A 17,797-nucleotide genomic window follows, 5' to 3' on the forward strand; every position below is an offset into this window, starting at 1 on the left:
GATGACGGCACAAATCATTGACGGCAAGGCGCTGGCGGAAGAGCTCCGGCAGAGCTTCAAGGCACGCGTGGAAACCCTGACGGCCAAGGGGCACCAGCCCGGTCTGGTGGTCATTCTGGTTGGCGAAGACCCGGCCTCGCAGGTCTACGTGAAGAACAAGGTCAATGGCTGTCTGGCCATCGGCATGCACTCCGAGAAGATCGTCTACGAGAAGGATGTCGATCAGCAGGTCGTCCTCGACAAGATCGCCGAACTGAACGCCGATCCGTCCATCCACGGCATCCTGGTGCAACTGCCGCTGCCCAAGCACTTCGACGAAGAAAAAGTCCTTGAAGCGATTTCCGCCGAGAAGGACGTCGACGGCTTCCACGCCGAGAACGTCGGCGCGCTGTCGCAGGGCTCGCCGCGCTTCATTCCCTGCACCCCGTATGGCGTGATGAAGATGTTCGAGAAGGGCAATGTCGATCTGAGCGGCCAGGAGGCCGTCGTCATTGGCCGCTCCAACATCGTCGGCAAGCCGATGGCAATGCTGCTGATCAACGCCGGCGCCACCGTCACCGTCTGCCATTCGAAGACGCGCGACCTGAAGTTCCACACCAGCCGCGCCGACATCGTCGTCGCCGCCGTCGGCAAGCCGAAGTTCGTCAAGGGCGACATGATCAAGCCGGGCGCCGTGGTCATCGACGTCGGCATTAACCGCCTGCAAGATGGGCCAGATGCGGGCAAACTGTGCGGCGACGTCGATTTCGACGACTGCCTCGCCGTCGCCGGCCAGATCACCCCGGTGCCGGGCGGCGTCGGGCCGATGACCATCACCATGCTGCTGGCCAACACCATCGAGGCCGCCGAACGCAAAGCAGGAATCCGCAAATGAGCGACAAGAAAATCTCCGTCGGTATCGTCATGGGCTCCGACTCCGACTGGCCGACCATGCAGGCCGCCGCCGTCATCCTCAAGGACTTCGGCGTCGCTTTCGAAGCCCGCGTCGTTTCCGCCCACCGCACGCCCGACCTGCTCTTCGAATACGCTGAGACCGCCAGCCCGCGCGGCCTGCAGGCGATCATTGCCGGCGCTGGCGGCGCTGCCCACCTGCCCGGCATGCTCGCTGCCAAGACGACGGTGCCGGTGCTCGGCGTGCCGGTGCAGTCGCGCGCGCTGTCCGGCGTCGATTCCTTGCACAGCATCGTGCAGATGCCCAAGGGCATTCCGGTTGCCACCTTCGCCATCGGCGAGGCCGGTGCCGCCAATGCCGCGCTGTTTGCCGTCGCCATGCTGGCCAACGGCGACGCGGCGCTGAACGCCAAGCTGCAGGCTTTCCGTGCCGCCCAGACCGAGAAGGTCCTGGCGATGAAGCTGCCCGAGGTCTGAGCCGCAATGGGAGAGGACCAGCTCCGTTTCAGCGTCGACCAACTGCCGCAACGCATCCTCGTGTTGCGCGGCGAGCGCGTCATGATCGACAGCGATCTGGCAGAGCTCTACGGGGTGACGACGAAGCGCTTCAATGAACAAGTGAAGCGGAATCTCGAGCGGTTCCCCATCGATTTCATGTTCCAAGTGACACCCGAGGAGAAGGCCGAGGTGGTCGCAAATTGCGACCACCTCGTCAAGCTCAAATTTTCCCCTCACCTGCCGCGCGTATTCACAGAACACGGCGCCATCATGGCGGCTAGTATTCTGAACAGTTCGCGTGCCGTCGAAATGAGCGTCTTCGTTGTCCGCGCCTTTGTTCGCCTGCGCCAGATGCTGGTCGAACACAAGGACTTGGCTGAGCGCCTGGACGAGCTTGAAGCGCGTGTCGCGCGTCACGACAACACCCTATCCACCTTGGTGGCAACCATCCGGCAGATGGCGACCCCACCACTATCCTCGTCGCGCCAGATCGGCTTCGTGACTGATTCTCAGGAGAAGAAACAATGATCCTGCCGCCCGCCACGCTGGGCATGCTCGGCGGCGGCCAGCTCGGCCGCTTCTTCGTTGCCGCTGCCCACGAACTGGGCTACCGGGTCTGGGTGCTCGACCCGGACAAAAACTCTCCCGCCGCGCAGATCGCCGAACGCCACTTCTGCGTTTCCTACGACGACTACGTCGCGCTCGACGAATTCGCCGCCGGTTGCGCCGCGATCACCACAGAATTCGAGAACGTGCCGGCAGCGACGCTGGACTACCTCGCCAAGTTCGTGCCGGTGCGCCCGCACGCGGCGGCGGTGGCCATCTGCCAGCACCGCGTCAGCGAAAAATCCTTCCTGCGCGACAACGGTTTCCCGCACGGCCCGTTCATCGAGGTCAACAGCGACGCCGACCTGAAGGCCGCGCCGGCCAGCCTGTTCCCGGCCATCCTCAAGGTCGCCCGCTTCGGCTACGACGGTAAAGGCCAGGCGACGGTCAACAACATCGAGGAAGCGCTGCTCGCCTTCGCCCAGTTCAAGGGCGAGCAATGCGTGCTCGAACAGCGTCTGCCGCTCGACTACGAAGTTTCGGTCGTGCTGGCGCGCGACGAAAACGGCCAGGTTGCCTGCTTCCCGACCGGGGAAAACCAGCACACGCGCGGCATCCTCGATGTCTCCATCGTGCCGGCGCGCACTTCCGGTTGCATGAAGAGCGACGCCGAAGACGTCGCCGCGCGCATCGCCGAAAAGCTCGGCTACATTGGCACCATGGGCGTCGAGTTCTTCGTCAGCCGTGGCCAGCTGCTGGTCAACGAAATGGCGCCGCGCCCGCACAACAGCGGCCACTACACCCTCGACGCCTGCGTCACCAACCAGTTCGAGCAACAGGTGCGCGCGCTGTGCGGCCTGCCGCTGGGCGAGCCGCGTGCGCATTCGGCGTCGGTGATGGTCAACCTGCTCGGCGACCTGTGGTACGACGGCGATACCTACCGCGAACCCGACTGGTCGGTGCTCTACGCCATCCCCAACCTGAAGCTGCACCTCTACGGCAAGCACCACGCCCGGCCAGGCCGCAAGATGGGCCACTTCACGGTGATCGGCGACAACCCCGAAGCCGTGCAGAAGACCGCGCTGGCCGCCCGCGCCGCCATCGGCATCAAGGACTGATGACGCCTTCCGACGCGGATTACCAGCGTGCTGTCGACCTGCTGCTGGCCGGCGAACTGGTCGCGCTGCCGACCGAGACCGTCTACGGCCTCGGCGCCGACGCCGCCAACCCGGCGGCGGTGGCGAAAATTTTCGCCGCCAAGGGCCGCCCGGCCGATCATCCGCTGATCGTCCACCTGGCCGGCCACGATGCCGTCGAGGCCTGGGCCGAGCAGGTGCCGGCGGTGGCCTGGGAGCTGATGGAAACCTTCTGGCCCGGCCCGCTGACCTTGATCCTGAAGAAGCAGGCCTGGGTGCCCGACGCCGTCACCGGCGGCCAGAACACCGTCGGCCTGCGCGTCCCCGGCCATCCGGTGGCGCTCGAACTGCTGCGCCGTTTTGCCGCCGCAAAGGGAAGCCACGCCGGCATCGCGGCACCTTCGGCCAACCGCTTCGGCCGCATCAGCCCGACCACCGCCGCCCACGTCGCCGAGGAACTGGGCGAAGCCGTGCCGCTGATCCTCGATGGCGGTCCCTGCGCCGTCGGCATCGAATCGACGATCATCGACTGCTCGCGCGGCGAACCGGTGGTGCTGCGCCCCGGCCACATCTCGCCGCTGCATCTCGAAGCGGTGCTCGGCCGCGCGCCGGCCATCGAAACCAGCCACGGCGCGCCCCGCGTCTCCGGCTCGCTGGAGGCGCACTATGCGCCGACCACGCCGCTGCGCGTGGTCACCGGCGAGCGCCTGCTCGACTTCCTCAACGCCCAGCGCCATCGCGGCGGCACTTGCGGCGTGATCAGCCCCAACCAGCCGCCGCAGGCCGGCATGCCGCACGCCTGGCGGATGCTGCCGGCCGACCCGGTCGGCTACGCCCACGACCTCTACGCCGCGCTGCGTGACATGGATCACGCCAGTGTCGACCTGATCGTCGTCGAGGCCCTGCCAGCCGGCGCCGAATGGGCCGCCGTCGCCGACCGCCTGCGCCGCGCCGCGGCGGGCGCCGGACAAATCTGACTTCCGCGGGCGCTGGTGAATTCCGTCCAACGCTAGGCTATAATCCCCGCCACGGGCCGATAGCTCAGCTGGGAGAGCGCCGCGTTCGCAATGCGGAGGTCGTGAGTTCGATCCTCATTCGGTCCACCAGGTTCCCTACCCCACAGAGGCTTGTTTTTACAGGCCTTTGTGCTTTCTAGACATCCTTGTTAGCTTCCCCTTCCGGTCCCCCTGCTTAGGTTCTCAGGGTGACTCCAGGGTGACAGGCGGGTGACCGACTGCCTATATCCAAGCTACCACAGCAGGACCTACCACACCAGTCTTGACAGCACAGGAAGCCCCTACAGGAGCCCACCCTATCCAGGCTAGGTGCGTGTAGGCAAAGGGATTACAGCGCCTTCTAGGCCCCTTCCTGTGCGTCCTGGAGGGTGCCTCTAGGGATTCCCCCTGGAGATAGACCCCCTTCGAACCCGCAAGGTATCTTTCCGGGGCCTATGCTTCAGACCACCCCCACGGGGGGAAGACAGCAGCAGCGGTAGAAGGCTGGACCTCTCAGAAATATTCCCCAGAATTTATGACCATGAGTAGGTAGTAATCCAGGAGGCTTTATAGAGGCCTCTTGAGATGCCTAGGAGGGATGAGACCACGTACTAGGTCACCCCTTACAAGGAGCCCCTAACTTGAGGGACAACCTACACAGACAAGCCAGTACATAGCCATCAATCAACGATATCCCATGAATAGGTGGTCTATCTTGGAAGAGGCATCTTCTGAATTGTCTTGTATAGGTTGTCTTCTCTACGGATGTATCTGTCTATGTTTCTTTCTCTCTGTATATCTATCTCTCTTTGTAAGCGCCCGGCAAACCCATCTGTAAATTGACGCGTTAGACCTTGAAGATCGTGTCCCTTTAAAAACGATGGTGGACACTTTCGATGGAAATCCAGAAGCCAAGTCGGCGCAGGCGGCATCACCCGGAGGAATTCAAGCTGGCGGTGATTGAGGCGTGCTGCGAACCAGGTGCCTCGGTCGCCGGCATTGCGATGGCGAATGGCGTTAATGCCAATCAGGTCCGGCGCTGGATGCGTGAGCGCGGTATTGAACCGCCGACGCGACGCGTAGCGATGCCTGTGCTCGAAGCGACGCCGGCACCGGCCTTCGTGCAATTGCCGATGGCCCCGGCCATGCCGACATTGGGCGATATCCGGATCGAAGTCCGCCGGGGCAACACCGCGATCAAGGTCGAATGGCCGGTCCAAGCGTCCGGCGATTGCGCTGCCTGGTTGCGCGACTGGCTGCGATGATCCGGGTTGATGCCTTGTGGCTGTCGACCCGGCCGCTGGACATGCGGGCAGGAACGGAAACAATCCTGGCTCAGGTGGTGCGGATATTTGGCGAGGCGCAGCCGCACCATGCCTACCTCTTTGCCAACCGACGCGGCACCCGGTTGAAGGTGCTGGTGCATGATGGCTACGGCGTTTGGCTGGCCAACCGGCGACTGAACCAGGGGCGATTTCAGCTTCGCCCCGGCGATGGCCGTACCGGACTCACCCGGGGGCAGTTTGATGCGCTGATTCTTGGCCTGCCCTGGGAACGTCTGGCCGATGGCGGGGTGATTCGAGTTCTTTGATCGTCCACTATTGGGGAAGTCCACGATAGCCAGTTCGCCTTGCTGGCGGCATGATGTCGGCCATGACCTTGCCCGCCAACCTCGATCAACTCAGCGCCGACGAACTGCGCGAACTGGTTCGTCAGCAAGCCGAGGTCATTACCCGCAATGATCGGGAACTGAACTGGCGCAAGATCAAGATCGACAAGCTGACGCATGAGGTGGCGTACTACAAGCGTCACTACTTCGGCATCAAGGCAGAGCGCTTGCCGGTTGAACAAGGGCAACTGTTTGAAGAAACCCTCGCTGCCGACATGGCGGCGATCACCGAAGAACTGGCACAGCTTTCCGAATCGAAACCGAAGGGCCAAGCCAAGCGCAAACCCCTGCCGCCGGAACTGCCGCGTACCGAGATTCACCACGAACCGGAGTCGACCACCTGCACCTGCGGCTGCCAAATGCAACGCATCGGCGAAGATGTCGCCGAGAAGCTGGATTACACGCCCGGCACCTTTACAGTCGAACGCCACATCCGTGGCAAATGGGCCTGCGCTCACTGCGAAACACTGGTCCAGGCCCCAGTGCCCGCCCATGTCATCGACAAGGGCATCCCGACCACCGGCCTGCTGGCGCATGTGTTGATCGCCAAGTATCTCGATCACCTGCCGCTGTATCGTCAGGAAGGCATCTTTGGCCGGGCTGGTCTGCCGATTCCGCAATCGACCCTGGCCGAGTGGGTCGGTCAGATGGGCGTCACCCTGCAACCGCTGGTGGATGCGCTGAAGACCGAAATGCTGAGCTATCCGGTACTGCATGCCGATGAAACACCGGTGGCGATGCTCGACCCCGGCAAAGGAAAGACGCATCGGGCCTACCTGTGGTCCTACAGCATCGGCGCTTTCGAACCGATCAAGGCCGTCATCTACGATTTCGCCGACAGCCGGGCCGGCAAGCATGCCCAGGAGTTCCTCGACACCTGGCGCGGCACACTCGTCTGCGACGATTATGCAGGCTACAAGGCGCTGATTGCCGACGGCGTGACCGAAGCGGGTTGCATGGCCCATGCACGCCGCAAGTTCTTCGATCTGCACGCCAACAACCAGAGCCAGATTGCCCAGCAGGCGCTGGTCTATATTCAGAAGCTCTACCAGGTGGAGCGGGAAGTTGCCGAACTGAGCCCTGACGAACGGCAACGAATACGCCAGGCGCAGGCCAAACCGATTCTGGATGAATTCCACGGCTGGCTGACCCGCCACCGATTGCAGGTGCCCAGTGGATCATCGACGGCCAAGGCGATTGATTACAGCCTCAAACGCTGGACGGCACTCGTCCATTACATCGACGACGGTCAGGTGCCGATCGACAACAACTGGATCGAGAACCGCATCCGCCCGATTGCTACGGGCCGGAAGAACTGGCTATTCGCCGGCAGCCTGCGCGCCGGCAAACGGGCGGCTGCCATCATGAGCCTGATCCAGTCCGCCAAGCTCAACGACCATGATCCCTTCCTCTATCTGAAGGACGTCCTGTCTCGCCTGCCAACCCAGCCCAACAGCCGGATCGGCGAGTTGCTCCCGCATCGCTGGAAGCCAGAATCCGCCACCTGAATCAGAAATCAACCTGGGTTTGCCGGGCGCTTACCTCTCTTTAGCACTCAGATGCAGTGCAAGTGCAGTGCATATGCACCACACCTGCCCCGCCCCCCTTAAAAGTCCATTGCGTGAGGGGCAGCGGACTGCTTGGGTAGCTGCTCCTTCCCCCTGGCGTGCTGCTGGGTAGCCCGTGCTGAGCGCTGAAGGCTATCCTCTTTAACCTGAACCAGTTGCGCGTCTAGTGCATGGTGACGCCCATCCGGGAAGAACTCTGCTAGGACCTCCTGGAGGGCCTTAGCCTCGCCCTCGGTAGTGACCCCGAGTTGCCGCTTTAGGGTCTCCTCGCTCGGCGGTAGCTCGTTGCCTCGGGTCCAGTACAGGTTTAGGAGGTTGATATAGAGGCCAACATGGACAAGGGGTAGCCCTCGGGTCTCTCCAAGGAAGGCCCCTGCATCCATCTTGTACCAGGCCATGCGGTCTGTCTTCCTGCTGCTCATGCCGCACCCCCCAGCTTCTTCCTAGGATTCCCTCCAGGGCCATAGCTGGGGGTCCTCCGCATCATGCGCAACGCTTCGCCACGGGCTTCTTTCTCCTCGTAGTGCTTGGCCCTAGCCCTCTCGGCCTCCTGCTGGATGACCTGAAGGGTAGCCTGCTGGTCCTCAGCCCCAAGGGCCTCCTGGCCGTTGATGTAGCCCCCATGCTTGCGGATGGAGGGGATGACCTGGGAGGTGACCCACTTGCGGAAGAGTCGGGCCTGCTCCTTGTTGCTGCTGAAGATCAGGGAGTACAGGCCAGATTCATTGATGATGACAACCTGCTGGAGGCCCCCAAGGGTCTGCGTTTTATGCAGCCCCTTTTCATCCTCCTCCAGTCGGCGGGTGGAAGTGGGGTGGATGCCTAGCGCCTTGCAGACATCGTTAGCCACAAACCAGACTTGCCCATCCTTCTCAAAGGCATTCAGGGACAGGCTGGCCCCCGTGGCTACGTTGTCAAACTGGAATACCTGGAGGGAAGTGCTGGGGGCGTTCATGCTGCACCTCCAGTAGCCACCAGAAGGCCAGCGGCAGACGCCTGCTTATGCTCTGCCAGGATCAGGGCTAGCGCCTGGCTATTCGTGATCTTGACCCCGTGCTTGTGCTCATAGCTGCGGAGGTAATCCTTCAGGTGGTCGAATGCGGAGACCGGGAAGGCGACCTGGCGGAACACTACCGCCTCGTTTCGTACTTGATTCATAGATGCTTTCTTACAAGGGTTAAAGGAACGCATCAGGTGGGCAGCAGAATGGCGGAAAGGAATCCCCCTCTCCCCCACACCCCCGCACCCCCTAAATGCGATAGGTGGGTTTTACCCCTCAAAACCCCTTAAAAACAACACCAAATCAATAACTTAAAGCCAATCTGCAGGACCTCTTCGGTAGGCGCCGCTGCGGAGACCTGAAGACGCCTCTTGGGGATGTTGTCGCTACGCAGTAGCTGCTGGCGCAGCCGATCATCAGGTCACACCACACAGCGAACCGGACATCCAGCCAGCGGGCGAAGAAGACGGCCAGCTTGGGGTGCCCGTAGGTGCCGGCGTCCGCCACGAACTGATTCCCCCTCTTGGCCTGCTTGAGAGTAATAGGGGGAATTCCACCCATTACTTCCATTGCCTTGAAATACTCCTTGGTTCCTTTGTTCTTGAAGAACTCCTTCAGGTCCTTCCCAAAGTGCTTCGCTGCCTTGGTCATGTTGATATAGCCATCCTCCCGGAAGACGATGGGGAGGCCGTTAAAGGATTCGGTACGGAGGGCTGCGAATAAGCAGACAGGTAGTGGTAGGAGGGAAACGTGTTTCGGCAAACGGAAGGTCACCAGCCAAAGAACGACCAGGACCCCATGACGATTGCCGAGCACCGCCCCCCCATCCCGGAGTAGACCTTTCATCTACACCCACACTTTCTAGCAGCCCCACCTCAGAAGCCTGCAAGATTCCCTGTAGCCGCGCTGCTTTAGAGCCAATGGAGAGAAGCGTTGCCAGCGCATCGGTGCAACCCAAAATTGCCTCTGAAGGTGCCGAAGCACTTCCCTCTGCGGAATGGCCTATGGGCGCCAGAAAATATCCGCAGAAACTATAACCTCTTAGTTATCTGAGTAACCCGCCCTCCCTGAGTCTGCAGAGGAGGACAACCAAGGAGCGAAATCATGACAATTTATCTAACGACGAACACCCTTCTCGCCCTAGCAGGAATGGCGTGGGCCCTTTGGGCGACTAGGGAGGTGCCCGGCGTTCTCTTACCAGTGCTTTTCCTGTTTCTTCTGCTCAAGTGACCCAGAGATGTATGCTTCAACTTTCATGACAATGGAAGCTCAGGAAATGAAAGAAGGAAGAGCGAACTCTCTGGCGGAGTTCCTATCAGAGAATTCCGTGGGAATCCTTGTGGGAGTCCAGGCGGTGGCTGTAATCGCTGCTATTGTTGTCGGTGGTAGTTATGCGCTCTTCTTTTGGGGGGAGTCCGCTTCCAGTGATCCAGAACAGTGGGGACAGCTCGGGGACTATCTAGGCGGCGTCCTTAACCCGGTCTTCGGTTTTCTGTCAGTGTTCGCTTTGCTAGTGGCCCTAGTGCTTCAGACAAGGGAACTAAGGCTGTCTCGCCAGTCTGTCCAGATAGCGAACAGAGAGTTGGAATTAAGCAGGCGAGCACAGGCGGACTCAGCAGGAGCGCTAGACCTGCAAAACAAAGCGATAAGGAAGCAAAGTCTTGAGCAAACTTTTTTTGCCTGGCTAGGAACCTATCGGGAAGCGCTGAATGAGATTGTCTATATCAAAAAAGATGGGACGTTATCGGGGCGACAGGCTCTATTAGCAATCCGCAATGATTTGTTGGCCGTGGAGCAAATCAATGCTGGCACCTTCTATCATCCATATGATGACGATTGGTTTCCGCACCCCTTGGTAGCCCCCCTTGAAGGCGCAGGCCTTGACTCGTATTTGGAGGTCCGCGCGGAGCATAACTCCCTGGTTGCTAGTGCTGCTAGGAAAACCTGGGAGATTCTATACGCACGTTACGAAAATTCCCTCGGGAGCCCCTTCAGGGTCCTATATCGACTCATCAAATGGATAGATCAACAAGATATGAGCCAAGAGGATAAATGGCTGTACGTCGGGATAATCCGCAGCCAGCTATCTTGGATCGAGATGGTTTTCCTGTTTTTCAATGGAATGAGTGATAAGGGGTCAAATTTCAAGAAATTTATTGAGCGTTACGCAATTTTTGACAATTTTACAACCCACACCGATAAGCTACTAACAATCCTCAAGGAATGTCCAATGGACTCTGTCGGGTATAAACAAGCCGCCTTTAGTTCAGAAGAGGCTCGGCGGGCTATGGCAGAAGAACACCAGTAGAAAGGCGAGCAATGGCTGAGAACATCTATCAAATGTACGTAGCTAACGGGAACAAAGCCGGATTTTGGGTCAAGCGTAATTCTTGGTCCTGGCAGATTGCTTTGATTACTTCCATCGGAGGGCAGACTAATGGGCCTCTAGGTGGCTCCCCGCCTTACTTTAATAATCAGAAGGTCAGGGGAAAGATGGGCGGCAAAGGCCGAGAGGTCGAAATATTATCTCCAGGGACCTATGGGTACGAACGCGTAGCTCTGATTTCTAGTGCAAATGCACCAACGGCACGCTAACTGGAGATGCTTATGCTTGATGATCTAACCAAAGAAGTAAAGGCTCAACTCTATGAGCGCGTGAAAAGCCCTCTCTTCGGGGCATTCGCGCTATCTTGGATTCCATGGAACTATAGGCCTCTGCTGGCGACCCTGTCAGGGATTACTTTCCAAGAGAAGCTCTCTTACTTCGATAGCTTTTACCCAACCATCTGGCACTGGCTCGGTTACTGTATTGCCGGCCCCCTTATCACCGCTGTGCTGTTTCTTCTGGCCTACCCGCATCCTGCTCGCTGGATCTATAGTTACTGGGCAAACCAGCATAAGGAACTAAAAAGGGTCCAACAGAAAATTGAAGATGAGACCCCAATAACTCAGGAAGAGGCCAGCGCATTACGGAAGTTTGGTTTAGATCAAGCGAGGGAATACCAAACAAGACTTAAGGAATTAGCAGCAATTAATGAGGAGCTAGAGGAGAGAATTCGAATACTTCAAGTGGATAACTCCCGCCTAGCAGGAGAGATAGACAGATTTGAGTCCGCTGCCATTGAAGCGGAAAAAGCGCTGGGACCCCAGCTAGATGCGGTCTTGACGCAAACATCGACTAATGAAGATAGCAACGAGAACCAAGCGGAAGAAAATGACCCCAATTTACCAACAACCCCCACCAAGTTAATTTTGAGCCGATTGAGCGAGTCGCAGCTGAAAAAGCTAGAAGCTATCGCAAGAGGGGATCAAAAAGCGAAGAAAGTATTTCTTGCCCTCGTTGCTCTAGATGGGGGTGGCGTGGTTGAAGATATATCCAGGATGGCTGGATTGGTGAAAATCGATATAAGACACAGCATCACCAAGCTACAGAATTGGGGCCTCGTTGAATCGCGAAACAGGGGCTGGCGACTATCCGAGCGCGGCGAGTCCCTAGCCGTAGAACTTGGGCTAACAGATATTGCTGCACCTACGGTAGAGCCCCATGAGTGGTAAGGGGGTATCTCCAGATGAATTCGGGAGAGTTTTGGTCGCTATCCATCCGTTGCTAACTATGCTTTTTTTCGTGAAAACATTCTCATGTTGCTCGACAAGGGCGACAACACGCTGAGCCCCCCCTCCAAAGCCCCCTTTGGTCTCCGGTAGGGGTTAAAGCGGCGATGCTCGACTGCGGCGACCTCAAAGAGCTCTTGCGGGCTGTCCAACTGGTCCATAGGGGCCTCACTTTCAGGGAGCGCGGATGCTACCACTAGCGGATCACTAGGCTTGAGGGCTAAGCGGCAGCGTAGGGGGTAGAGTTTCCTTTCAGGGGACTGCTAATATTCCAGCGCGTCTTTTCCAAAGGGAGCAGCAGCGTGACAGAACAAGAGGAAACCATTGCCCGAATGGGGGAATTGTTTAGGGGGCTGCATGTGGATAAGAACGACCCAGGAAAGGATGACAAGTATTGGCAAAACTTTGCACTTGCTTGTGAGAGGCGGCGAGCGGAGGTCTTGGGGATGCAACAGCAATTCGATGACGCTCTAGCGACCGGACAACTTAAAGACATTCGACATAGCATGACAGTGGCGGAGCTAATAGACAGAGGGGCTATCACGGCACGCGTTCGTTTCGCCATGGGGCTAGCGCTGGGGGCTGCGATAACAGGGCTGCTCCTGGGGTAATCCAGAAGGAGTAGCCACTGGAAGGGGCCTCCCACAGAAGCCCCTCCAGATGCCCCTGCTTAGCGTGTAGCAGCGGGGCCAGCCACTACCAGATGCAGCCCCAAGGCGGCAGCATTGAAGCTCCCACAGAGGGGGTTTCTCCAGGTCTCCACGCGTAGCAGGCCGGGATTGGACCCGTGCCCAGCCTCCAGAACAAAGCCCCTTTCAGAGCGCCCCCAGAACATCGACAGATGCCCCTTGGAGGCGTTGAAGGAGAAACAGAAGGGGGCGGTAAGGTTGAGGCTGAAGGCCATGGTAGAGGCTCCTAAAAGGTGTGTTGAGGGGACTACGAAAAAACAGGGGATGAGAGAGACGCGAGCGCTTTAAGCACAGGCCAGCTTCTTGGCTAGGTCGCCTGCATCAATGGACACGTAACGCTGTAGCATGTTGGCGGTGGCATGGCCTGAGATAGCGCGTAGCTCCAGGATGTTGAATCCCTTCCGGGCCAGTCTGGTCAGGGCATCATGGCGGAGGTCATGGAAGGTGAAGTCATCAATGCCCGCACGCTTCACAGCACGCTCATAGGCTTGCTTGAGGGTATCCACAGACACGGGGAAGACACGCCCATCAAGGCTCCTGGGAAGGACTCTGAGAGCTTCCATGCAGGCCGGTGATAGAGGTACCTTCCGGGCTCCTGTCTTGCCACTGACGAACGCTGTAGAGGTCTCCAGGGAGACATTGCTCCAGGTCAGCGAGAGGATTTCCCCCCTCCGGGTAGCGGTCTCCAGGGCGAAGATGACCACGGGCTTGATCCAGGGGCTGTGGCATTTACCGCAGGCAATCAGCAGGGCTTCCCGCTGGGCATCTGTCAGGACTCTATCGCGGCCCTTGTTGGGGGCTGGCTTACGAACCAAGGTGACTGGGTTACAGTGCAGGGCAATGCCCCATTCACGCATAGCCACGGTGAAGACATGCCCTAGTAGCTGTAGCTCTCTCAGTACGGTCCCCGGAGATACCTCCTTGAGCCGCTCATCTCTCCAGGTGGCAATCAGACTGCTGGATATGGCTGCTGGGGAATACTGGGCTAGCTTGGAACGCTTGAACTGGTCAATCCGGTAGGACTCAGCATCCGCCCCCCGCTTGGTCTTGCTGACCTCCTTAGCGTAGCGCTCCAGGAGTTCCTTGAGGGTGGTCTGCTCAGCCTCTGTGCGATCAACCCACTGGCCTGCGTCAATGGCCCTCTCCTGCTGTCTTGCCCACTTTTCCGCATCCTTCCTAAGGTCGAATGTCCTAGATTGGGAGGGGTAGCCTTTACGCTTGATGATGACCTGCCAACGGTCGTTACGCTGTCTGATAGTTGCCATGTTTGGCGCTCCAGGGTGACAGCAGGGTGACCGGAAGGGGCTCCGCCTTGGGGGCGGTAGGGCTAGTTCATGATGCCTAGAGAGTTCGGGCCGATAGCTCAGCTGGGAGAGCGCCGCGTTCGCAATGCGGAGGTCGTGAGTTCGATCCTCATTCGGTCCACCACTCGATTTCACCAAAAAGGCCTGTTTCCAAAGGCCTTTTTGCTTTTTTGGCGTAATCGAAGAGTGATTACGCTCCAGCAGTTAGGTCACGGCCTTACTGAATTGAGTCGGGCCCATCATCGCATCAGGGAAAAAGCGCTGCAGCCTTTCTGCCATCCCGGATACTCGCTCCGGCGTCGCGTGCTCGGCAATCATCTCAAGCAGCTTGTTGGCGACGGCGATCAATGCTGCTTCGTCCCTTGCCATGCGCAATTTTTCCCGGAAATGTTCTGCCAGGTGTTTGTCAAGTGGCGCCAGCAGGCGCTCGGACAGATCAAACAGATACAGACGTGCCTCGCCCAAAGATGGACGCACAATCTTGAATGAGTCGGCTACATGGGTTGCCTGTTCTGGTTCGCGTTGTGCTTCTCGCGCCATTGCCGAACTGGGTGCAATGAAACCCAGTTCGAGCAATCGATCAACCAGTGGCGCTGCCGAGCCATCGTAAAGCGAAGCCAGCATTTCCCTGGGGCGCGTGCCATCGGCCAGCACGAGTACAGCGCGCTCGCGCAAGCCTAGCGTACGACGGCCGGGCTGAAGTTCAGTTTCGCCCAGTGGGGTTTTGGTGAGCATCGACCAAGCGTCAGAAATCCAAAGCCGCAAGTTTCGCCGGTCAGCGTTGCGGAATGATTAAGCGCTTGTGTCAGGCTTGCGGGTCGCTGTTCTTCCTGCCGTCACGTGTCTGGTAATAGCGAACCATACGCCGTCGTTTGGCCTTGACCCGCCAGTACCAGACTGCGCTGATCACGAAGTAGCTGAGCAGCCCGAAGATCGTTGCCATGATGGCCAGACCGGTGATCAGGGGCAGGCCGAGTTTGCTGATGCGTTCCCAGATGCTGATTTCGTGGTCGGCGTCGTCGTGCACCGGCGGTTCGTCCTGCGGCGTGTCGCCGTAAATCCAGCTGCCCAGGCGGTAGGCCGCGTAATACACGGGGCCGAACGTGACCGGGTTGGTGACCAGGGTGCTGGCTGCGGCCGCCGGTACATTGGCGCGCAGCAGGACGGCGGCGGCAGCGGAGAAAGGGATCTGGGCGATCGGGATGAGCAGCCCGAAGAAAATGCCGAGCGCCACGCCGAGGGCGACGCCGCGGCGCGACCAGCGCCACAGCTGCGGGTGGGCCAGGAAGGGGCGTAGCCAGCCGAGCCAGCGATTGGCCATGATCTGTTCCCGGGTCGGGATCAGTGAGCGCAGGCGGCTGGTCGGGCGGTTCATGGCGGGTGGCTTGTGGGGAGGCTGGTGCAGGGTGAAAGCGCCGAATGATACCGCGTCCCCGTTGCCGAAAGCGCAGTTGCCTGTGTGCTTTTCGGCGGCGCTGTGGCGAATGTGCCAATCACTTGCAAGTGCACACGCTTCCCGGAATACTGTGGGCAAGGAGTGCGACTTGGCAGAGACACTCCCGGCAAGCGGTTTGCTCCGCAAAAATAAGAATCCTGATGGAGGAAGACACCATGAACCACCCTGTTCACGTTCGTGCACACAAGCTGTCGCAAAATGCTTCGTTGTGCGTTTCCGGTTTTAACCTGATTGCCGCCGATTCCCCGGCAATCGAGGCGATGACTGATTTTTCCCGGGTCAATGTGGTCAGCATCGGCCCCGAAGCTTCGGTGGACGATGCCAATGCGCGCATGATCTCGCGCGGCGTCCGTTTGCTGATGGTGCTGGGCAAGGACGAGGAAGTCGTCGGCCTGATCACCGCCCGCGACATCCTGGGCGAGAAGCCTTTGCAGGTGGCGCAGGCGCGCGGCGGCAAGCGCGATGAGCTGCATGTGGCCGACCTGATGACGCCGATCGCCAGCATCGACACCCTGTATCTGGAAGACGTGTTGCGCGCCCGCGTGGCCGATATCCTCGATGCCCTCAAGCAGCTTGGCCGTCAGCACGTGCTGGTCGAGGATACCGATCCGTCCACCGGCCTGCCGCGCGTTCGCGGCTTGTTCTCGGCCACCCAGATCGGTCGTGCGCTCGGCGTGCCGGTGCTGGGCTTCGATCTGCCGCGGACCTTCGCCGAAATCGAGGCGGCGCTGGTCAACTGACGCCGCATGCGGGTAAACGAGCGTGGCGCAACGCCGCGCTCTGCCCGAACATTGGGGTTTGTCGTTTCCCGGAGAACTCGATGAGCACTGTGGCGCAATCCCTTTCCCCCGCTGGCAAGATCGTTTCGGCACGCGATGCCGTGGCCCGCATCGGCGATGGCGCGACGGTGGCGACCGGCGGTTTCGTCGGCATCGGCTTTCCCGAGAACATCGCCGTGGCGCTCGAGCAGCGTTTCCTCGAAACGCGCGAAGGCGATGTGCATGGCCAAGGCGCGCCGCGCGACCTGACGCTGGTCTATGCCGCCGGCCAGGGCGACGGCAAGGAACGCGGACTCAACCACCTTGGCCATGACGGCCTGGTTGCCCGCGTCATCGGCGGTCACTGGGGGCTGGTGCCGCGCCTGCAGGAACTGGCGGTGGCCAACCGCATCGCTGCCTACAACCTGCCGCAGGGCGTGATTTCCCACCTGTTCCGCGACATCGCCGCCGGCAAGCCGGGAACGATCACGCGCACCGGTCTCGGCACCTTCGTCGATCCGCGTTTCGGCGGCGGCAAGCTGAACGAGCGGACGACCGCCGAACTGGTCCGGCTGATGGAAATCGACGGCGAGGAATACCTGTTCTACAAGGCCTTCCCGATTCACGTCGGCATCATCCGCGGCACCACCGCCGATCCGGACGGCAACGTGACCATGGAAAAGGAAGCGCTGACGCTGGAAGCCCAGGCGATCGCCATGGCCGCCAGGAACTCCGGTGGCATCGTCATCGTCCAGGTTGAGCGCATCGCCGAGCGCGGCACGCTCAACCCGCGCCAGGTCAAGATTCCCGGCATCCTGGTCGATTGCGTGGTGGTCGCCGAGAAGCCCGAATACCACATGCAGACCTTCGCCGAGCCGTACAGCCCGGCCTTTGCCGGCGAAATCCGGGTGCCGATGTCGGCGCTGAAGCCGATGCCGATGAGCGAGCGCAAGATCATCGCCCGCCGCGCGGCGATGGAGCTGACGCCGGGCGCTGTGGTCAATCTCGGCATCGGCATGCCCGAAGGCGTGGCCGACGTTGCCGCCGAGGAGGGCGTCGTCGACCTGATGACGCTGACCGCCGAACCCGGCGTGATCGGCGGCGTGCCGGCCGGCGGCCTGAACTTCGGCGCCGCCACCAACACCCAGGCGATCATCGACCAGCCCAGCCAGTTCGATTTCTACGACGGCGGCGGCCTCGACCTCGCCTTCCTCGGGCTGGCCCAGGCCGACCGCGAAGGCAACCTGAATGTCTCCAAATTCGGCCCGCGACTGGCCGGTGCCGGCGGCTTCATCAACATCTCACAATCGGCGCGCAAGGTCGTCTTCGTCGGCACCTTCACCGCCGGTCGCCTGGAAGTGGCGGTCGACGGCGGCAAGCTGAAGATTCTCCAGGACGGCTCGGCGGTCAAGTTCGTCGACCAGGTCGAACACCGCACCTTCTCCGGGCCGCAGGCGGTCAAGCGCGGCACGCCGGTGCTCTATATCACCGAGCGCTGCGTCTTCGAACTGACCGCGGCCGGGCTGGTACTGACCGAAATCGCGCCGGGTGTGGACCTGCAGCACGACATCCTGGCGCGCATGGATTTCGCGCCCTTGATGCCGACTGCGCCCCGGCTCATGGACGCGCGTATCTTCGTCGATGCGCCGATGCATCTGCGGCCGGACATCCTGGC

At 60.1% G+C, this 17,797-nt stretch carries 18 protein-coding genes, 2 tRNA genes and 1 pseudogene; 14 read left to right on the forward strand and 7 right to left on the reverse strand.

Annotated elements, in window-relative coordinates:
- Window position 1 precedes the first annotated feature (1 nt).
- The 9 genes from folD to tnpC all read left to right on the forward strand — a co-directional run bounded on the left by folD (window position 2) and on the right by tnpC (window position 7,243).
- Entirely contained in the window at window positions 2-874 is an 873-nt protein-coding gene (folD, locus tag AADV58_RS04105) for a bifunctional methylenetetrahydrofolate dehydrogenase/methenyltetrahydrofolate cyclohydrolase FolD (protein ID WP_341744150.1), read from the forward strand.
- Window positions 871-1,368, forward strand: coding sequence for a 5-(carboxyamino)imidazole ribonucleotide mutase (gene purE / locus AADV58_RS04110; protein WP_341744151.1), 498 nt, complete (start codon window positions 871-873; stop codon window positions 1,366-1,368). Before folD ends, purE begins: the two co-directional genes overlap by 4 nt.
- Window positions 1,369-1,374: 6 nt before the next feature.
- Complete coding sequence (locus tag AADV58_RS04115; RefSeq protein WP_341744152.1) at window positions 1,375-1,917, forward strand: ORF6N domain-containing protein; 543 nt, start codon at window positions 1,375-1,377, stop codon at window positions 1,915-1,917.
- Window positions 1,914-3,053, forward strand: coding sequence for a 5-(carboxyamino)imidazole ribonucleotide synthase (locus AADV58_RS04120; RefSeq protein WP_341744153.1), 1,140 nt, complete (start codon window positions 1,914-1,916; stop codon window positions 3,051-3,053). Before AADV58_RS04115 ends, AADV58_RS04120 begins: the two co-directional genes overlap by 4 nt.
- Window positions 3,053-4,048: an L-threonylcarbamoyladenylate synthase gene (locus tag AADV58_RS04125; protein ID WP_341744154.1), complete on the forward strand. Its 996-nt coding sequence runs from the start codon at window positions 3,053-3,055 to the stop codon at window positions 4,046-4,048. Before AADV58_RS04120 ends, AADV58_RS04125 begins: the two co-directional genes overlap by 1 nt.
- Before the next feature lie 53 nt (window positions 4,049-4,101).
- Window positions 4,102-4,177: transfer RNA gene (locus AADV58_RS04130), tRNA-Ala, on the forward strand.
- Between the two features lie 785 nt (window positions 4,178-4,962).
- Window positions 4,963-5,331, forward strand: coding sequence for a transposase (locus AADV58_RS04135; protein ID WP_341743518.1), 369 nt, complete (start codon window positions 4,963-4,965; stop codon window positions 5,329-5,331).
- The gene (gene tnpB / locus AADV58_RS04140; protein WP_341743361.1) at window positions 5,328-5,657 is read left to right on the forward strand and encodes an IS66 family insertion sequence element accessory protein TnpB; all 330 of its coding nucleotides are present in this window, start codon (window positions 5,328-5,330) and stop codon (window positions 5,655-5,657) included. The genes AADV58_RS04135 and tnpB overlap by 4 nt, the downstream gene beginning before the upstream one ends.
- Before the next feature lie 62 nt (window positions 5,658-5,719).
- A complete protein-coding gene (gene tnpC / locus AADV58_RS04145) occupies window positions 5,720-7,243 on the forward strand; it encodes an IS66 family transposase (RefSeq protein WP_341743362.1) in 1,524 nt (507 codons plus the stop codon).
- 98 nt (window positions 7,244-7,341) lie between these two features.
- Here the strand turns inward: tnpC and AADV58_RS18625 are convergent, their stop codons facing one another.
- The 4 genes from AADV58_RS18625 to AADV58_RS18630 form a co-directional block, all read right to left on the reverse strand.
- Window positions 7,342-7,725 (reverse strand): DUF1376 domain-containing protein, encoded by a 384-nt coding sequence (locus tag AADV58_RS18625; RefSeq protein WP_424243829.1) that lies wholly within the window; start codon window positions 7,723-7,725, stop codon window positions 7,342-7,344.
- On the reverse strand, window positions 7,722-8,258 hold the full coding sequence (locus AADV58_RS04150; RefSeq protein ID WP_341744155.1) for a BRO-N domain-containing protein: 537 nt from the start codon (window positions 8,256-8,258) through the stop codon (window positions 7,722-7,724). The genes AADV58_RS18625 and AADV58_RS04150 overlap by 4 nt, the downstream gene beginning before the upstream one ends.
- Entirely contained in the window at window positions 8,255-8,461 is a 207-nt protein-coding gene (locus AADV58_RS04155) for a hypothetical protein (RefSeq protein WP_341744156.1), read from the reverse strand. Before AADV58_RS04155 ends, AADV58_RS04150 begins: the two co-directional genes overlap by 4 nt.
- A 145-nt stretch (window positions 8,462-8,606) precedes the next feature.
- A complete protein-coding gene (locus AADV58_RS18630) occupies window positions 8,607-9,149 on the reverse strand; it encodes a KilA-N domain-containing protein (RefSeq protein ID WP_424243830.1) in 543 nt (180 codons plus the stop codon).
- Window positions 9,150-9,579: 430 nt separating this feature from the next.
- Here AADV58_RS18630 and AADV58_RS04165 point away from each other — a divergent pair, with 430 nt between their 5' ends.
- Complete coding sequence (locus tag AADV58_RS04165) at window positions 9,580-10,611, forward strand: putative phage abortive infection protein (RefSeq protein WP_341744158.1); 1,032 nt, start codon at window positions 9,580-9,582, stop codon at window positions 10,609-10,611.
- 299 nt (window positions 10,612-10,910) lie between these two features.
- Window positions 10,911-11,858 carry a hypothetical protein gene (locus AADV58_RS04170; protein ID WP_341744159.1) on the forward strand — a complete coding sequence of 316 codons (948 nt, stop codon included), beginning with the start codon at window positions 10,911-10,913 and terminating at the stop codon, window positions 11,856-11,858.
- A gap of 1,030 nt (window positions 11,859-12,888) precedes the next feature.
- On the opposite strand, the gene AADV58_RS04175 is transcribed toward AADV58_RS04170, so the two are convergent.
- Complete coding sequence (locus tag AADV58_RS04175; RefSeq protein ID WP_341744160.1) at window positions 12,889-13,869, reverse strand: tyrosine-type recombinase/integrase; 981 nt, start codon at window positions 13,867-13,869, stop codon at window positions 12,889-12,891.
- An 87-nt stretch (window positions 13,870-13,956) separates the two neighbouring features.
- Here AADV58_RS04175 and AADV58_RS04180 point away from each other — a divergent pair.
- Window positions 13,957-14,032 (forward strand) — tRNA-Ala (locus AADV58_RS04180).
- An 80-nt stretch (window positions 14,033-14,112) separates the two neighbouring features.
- Here the strand turns inward: AADV58_RS04180 and AADV58_RS04185 are convergent.
- Window positions 14,113-14,643: a hypothetical protein gene (locus tag AADV58_RS04185; protein WP_341744161.1), complete on the reverse strand. Its 531-nt coding sequence runs from the start codon at window positions 14,641-14,643 to the stop codon at window positions 14,113-14,115.
- 70 nt (window positions 14,644-14,713) lie between these two features.
- Window positions 14,714-15,283 carry a DUF2062 domain-containing protein gene (locus AADV58_RS04190; protein ID WP_341744162.1) on the reverse strand — a complete coding sequence of 190 codons (570 nt, stop codon included), beginning with the start codon at window positions 15,281-15,283 and terminating at the stop codon, window positions 14,714-14,716.
- Window positions 15,284-15,519: 236 nt separating this feature from the next.
- Here AADV58_RS04190 and AADV58_RS04195 point away from each other — a divergent pair, with 236 nt between their 5' ends.
- Window positions 15,520-16,104, forward strand: coding sequence for a CBS domain-containing protein (locus tag AADV58_RS04195; protein ID WP_211226405.1), 585 nt, complete (start codon window positions 15,520-15,522; stop codon window positions 16,102-16,104).
- Window positions 16,105-16,184: 80 nt separating this feature from the next.
- A pseudogene (locus AADV58_RS04200) lies at window positions 16,185-17,795 on the forward strand (acyl CoA:acetate/3-ketoacid CoA transferase); the annotation flags it as partial.
- Window positions 17,796-17,797: the final 2 nt, after the last annotated feature.

Origin of the sequence: Azonexus hydrophilus, from assembly GCF_038368255.1 — a bacterium.
Classification (GTDB): domain Bacteria; phylum Pseudomonadota; class Gammaproteobacteria; order Burkholderiales; family Rhodocyclaceae; genus Azonexus; species Azonexus hydrophilus.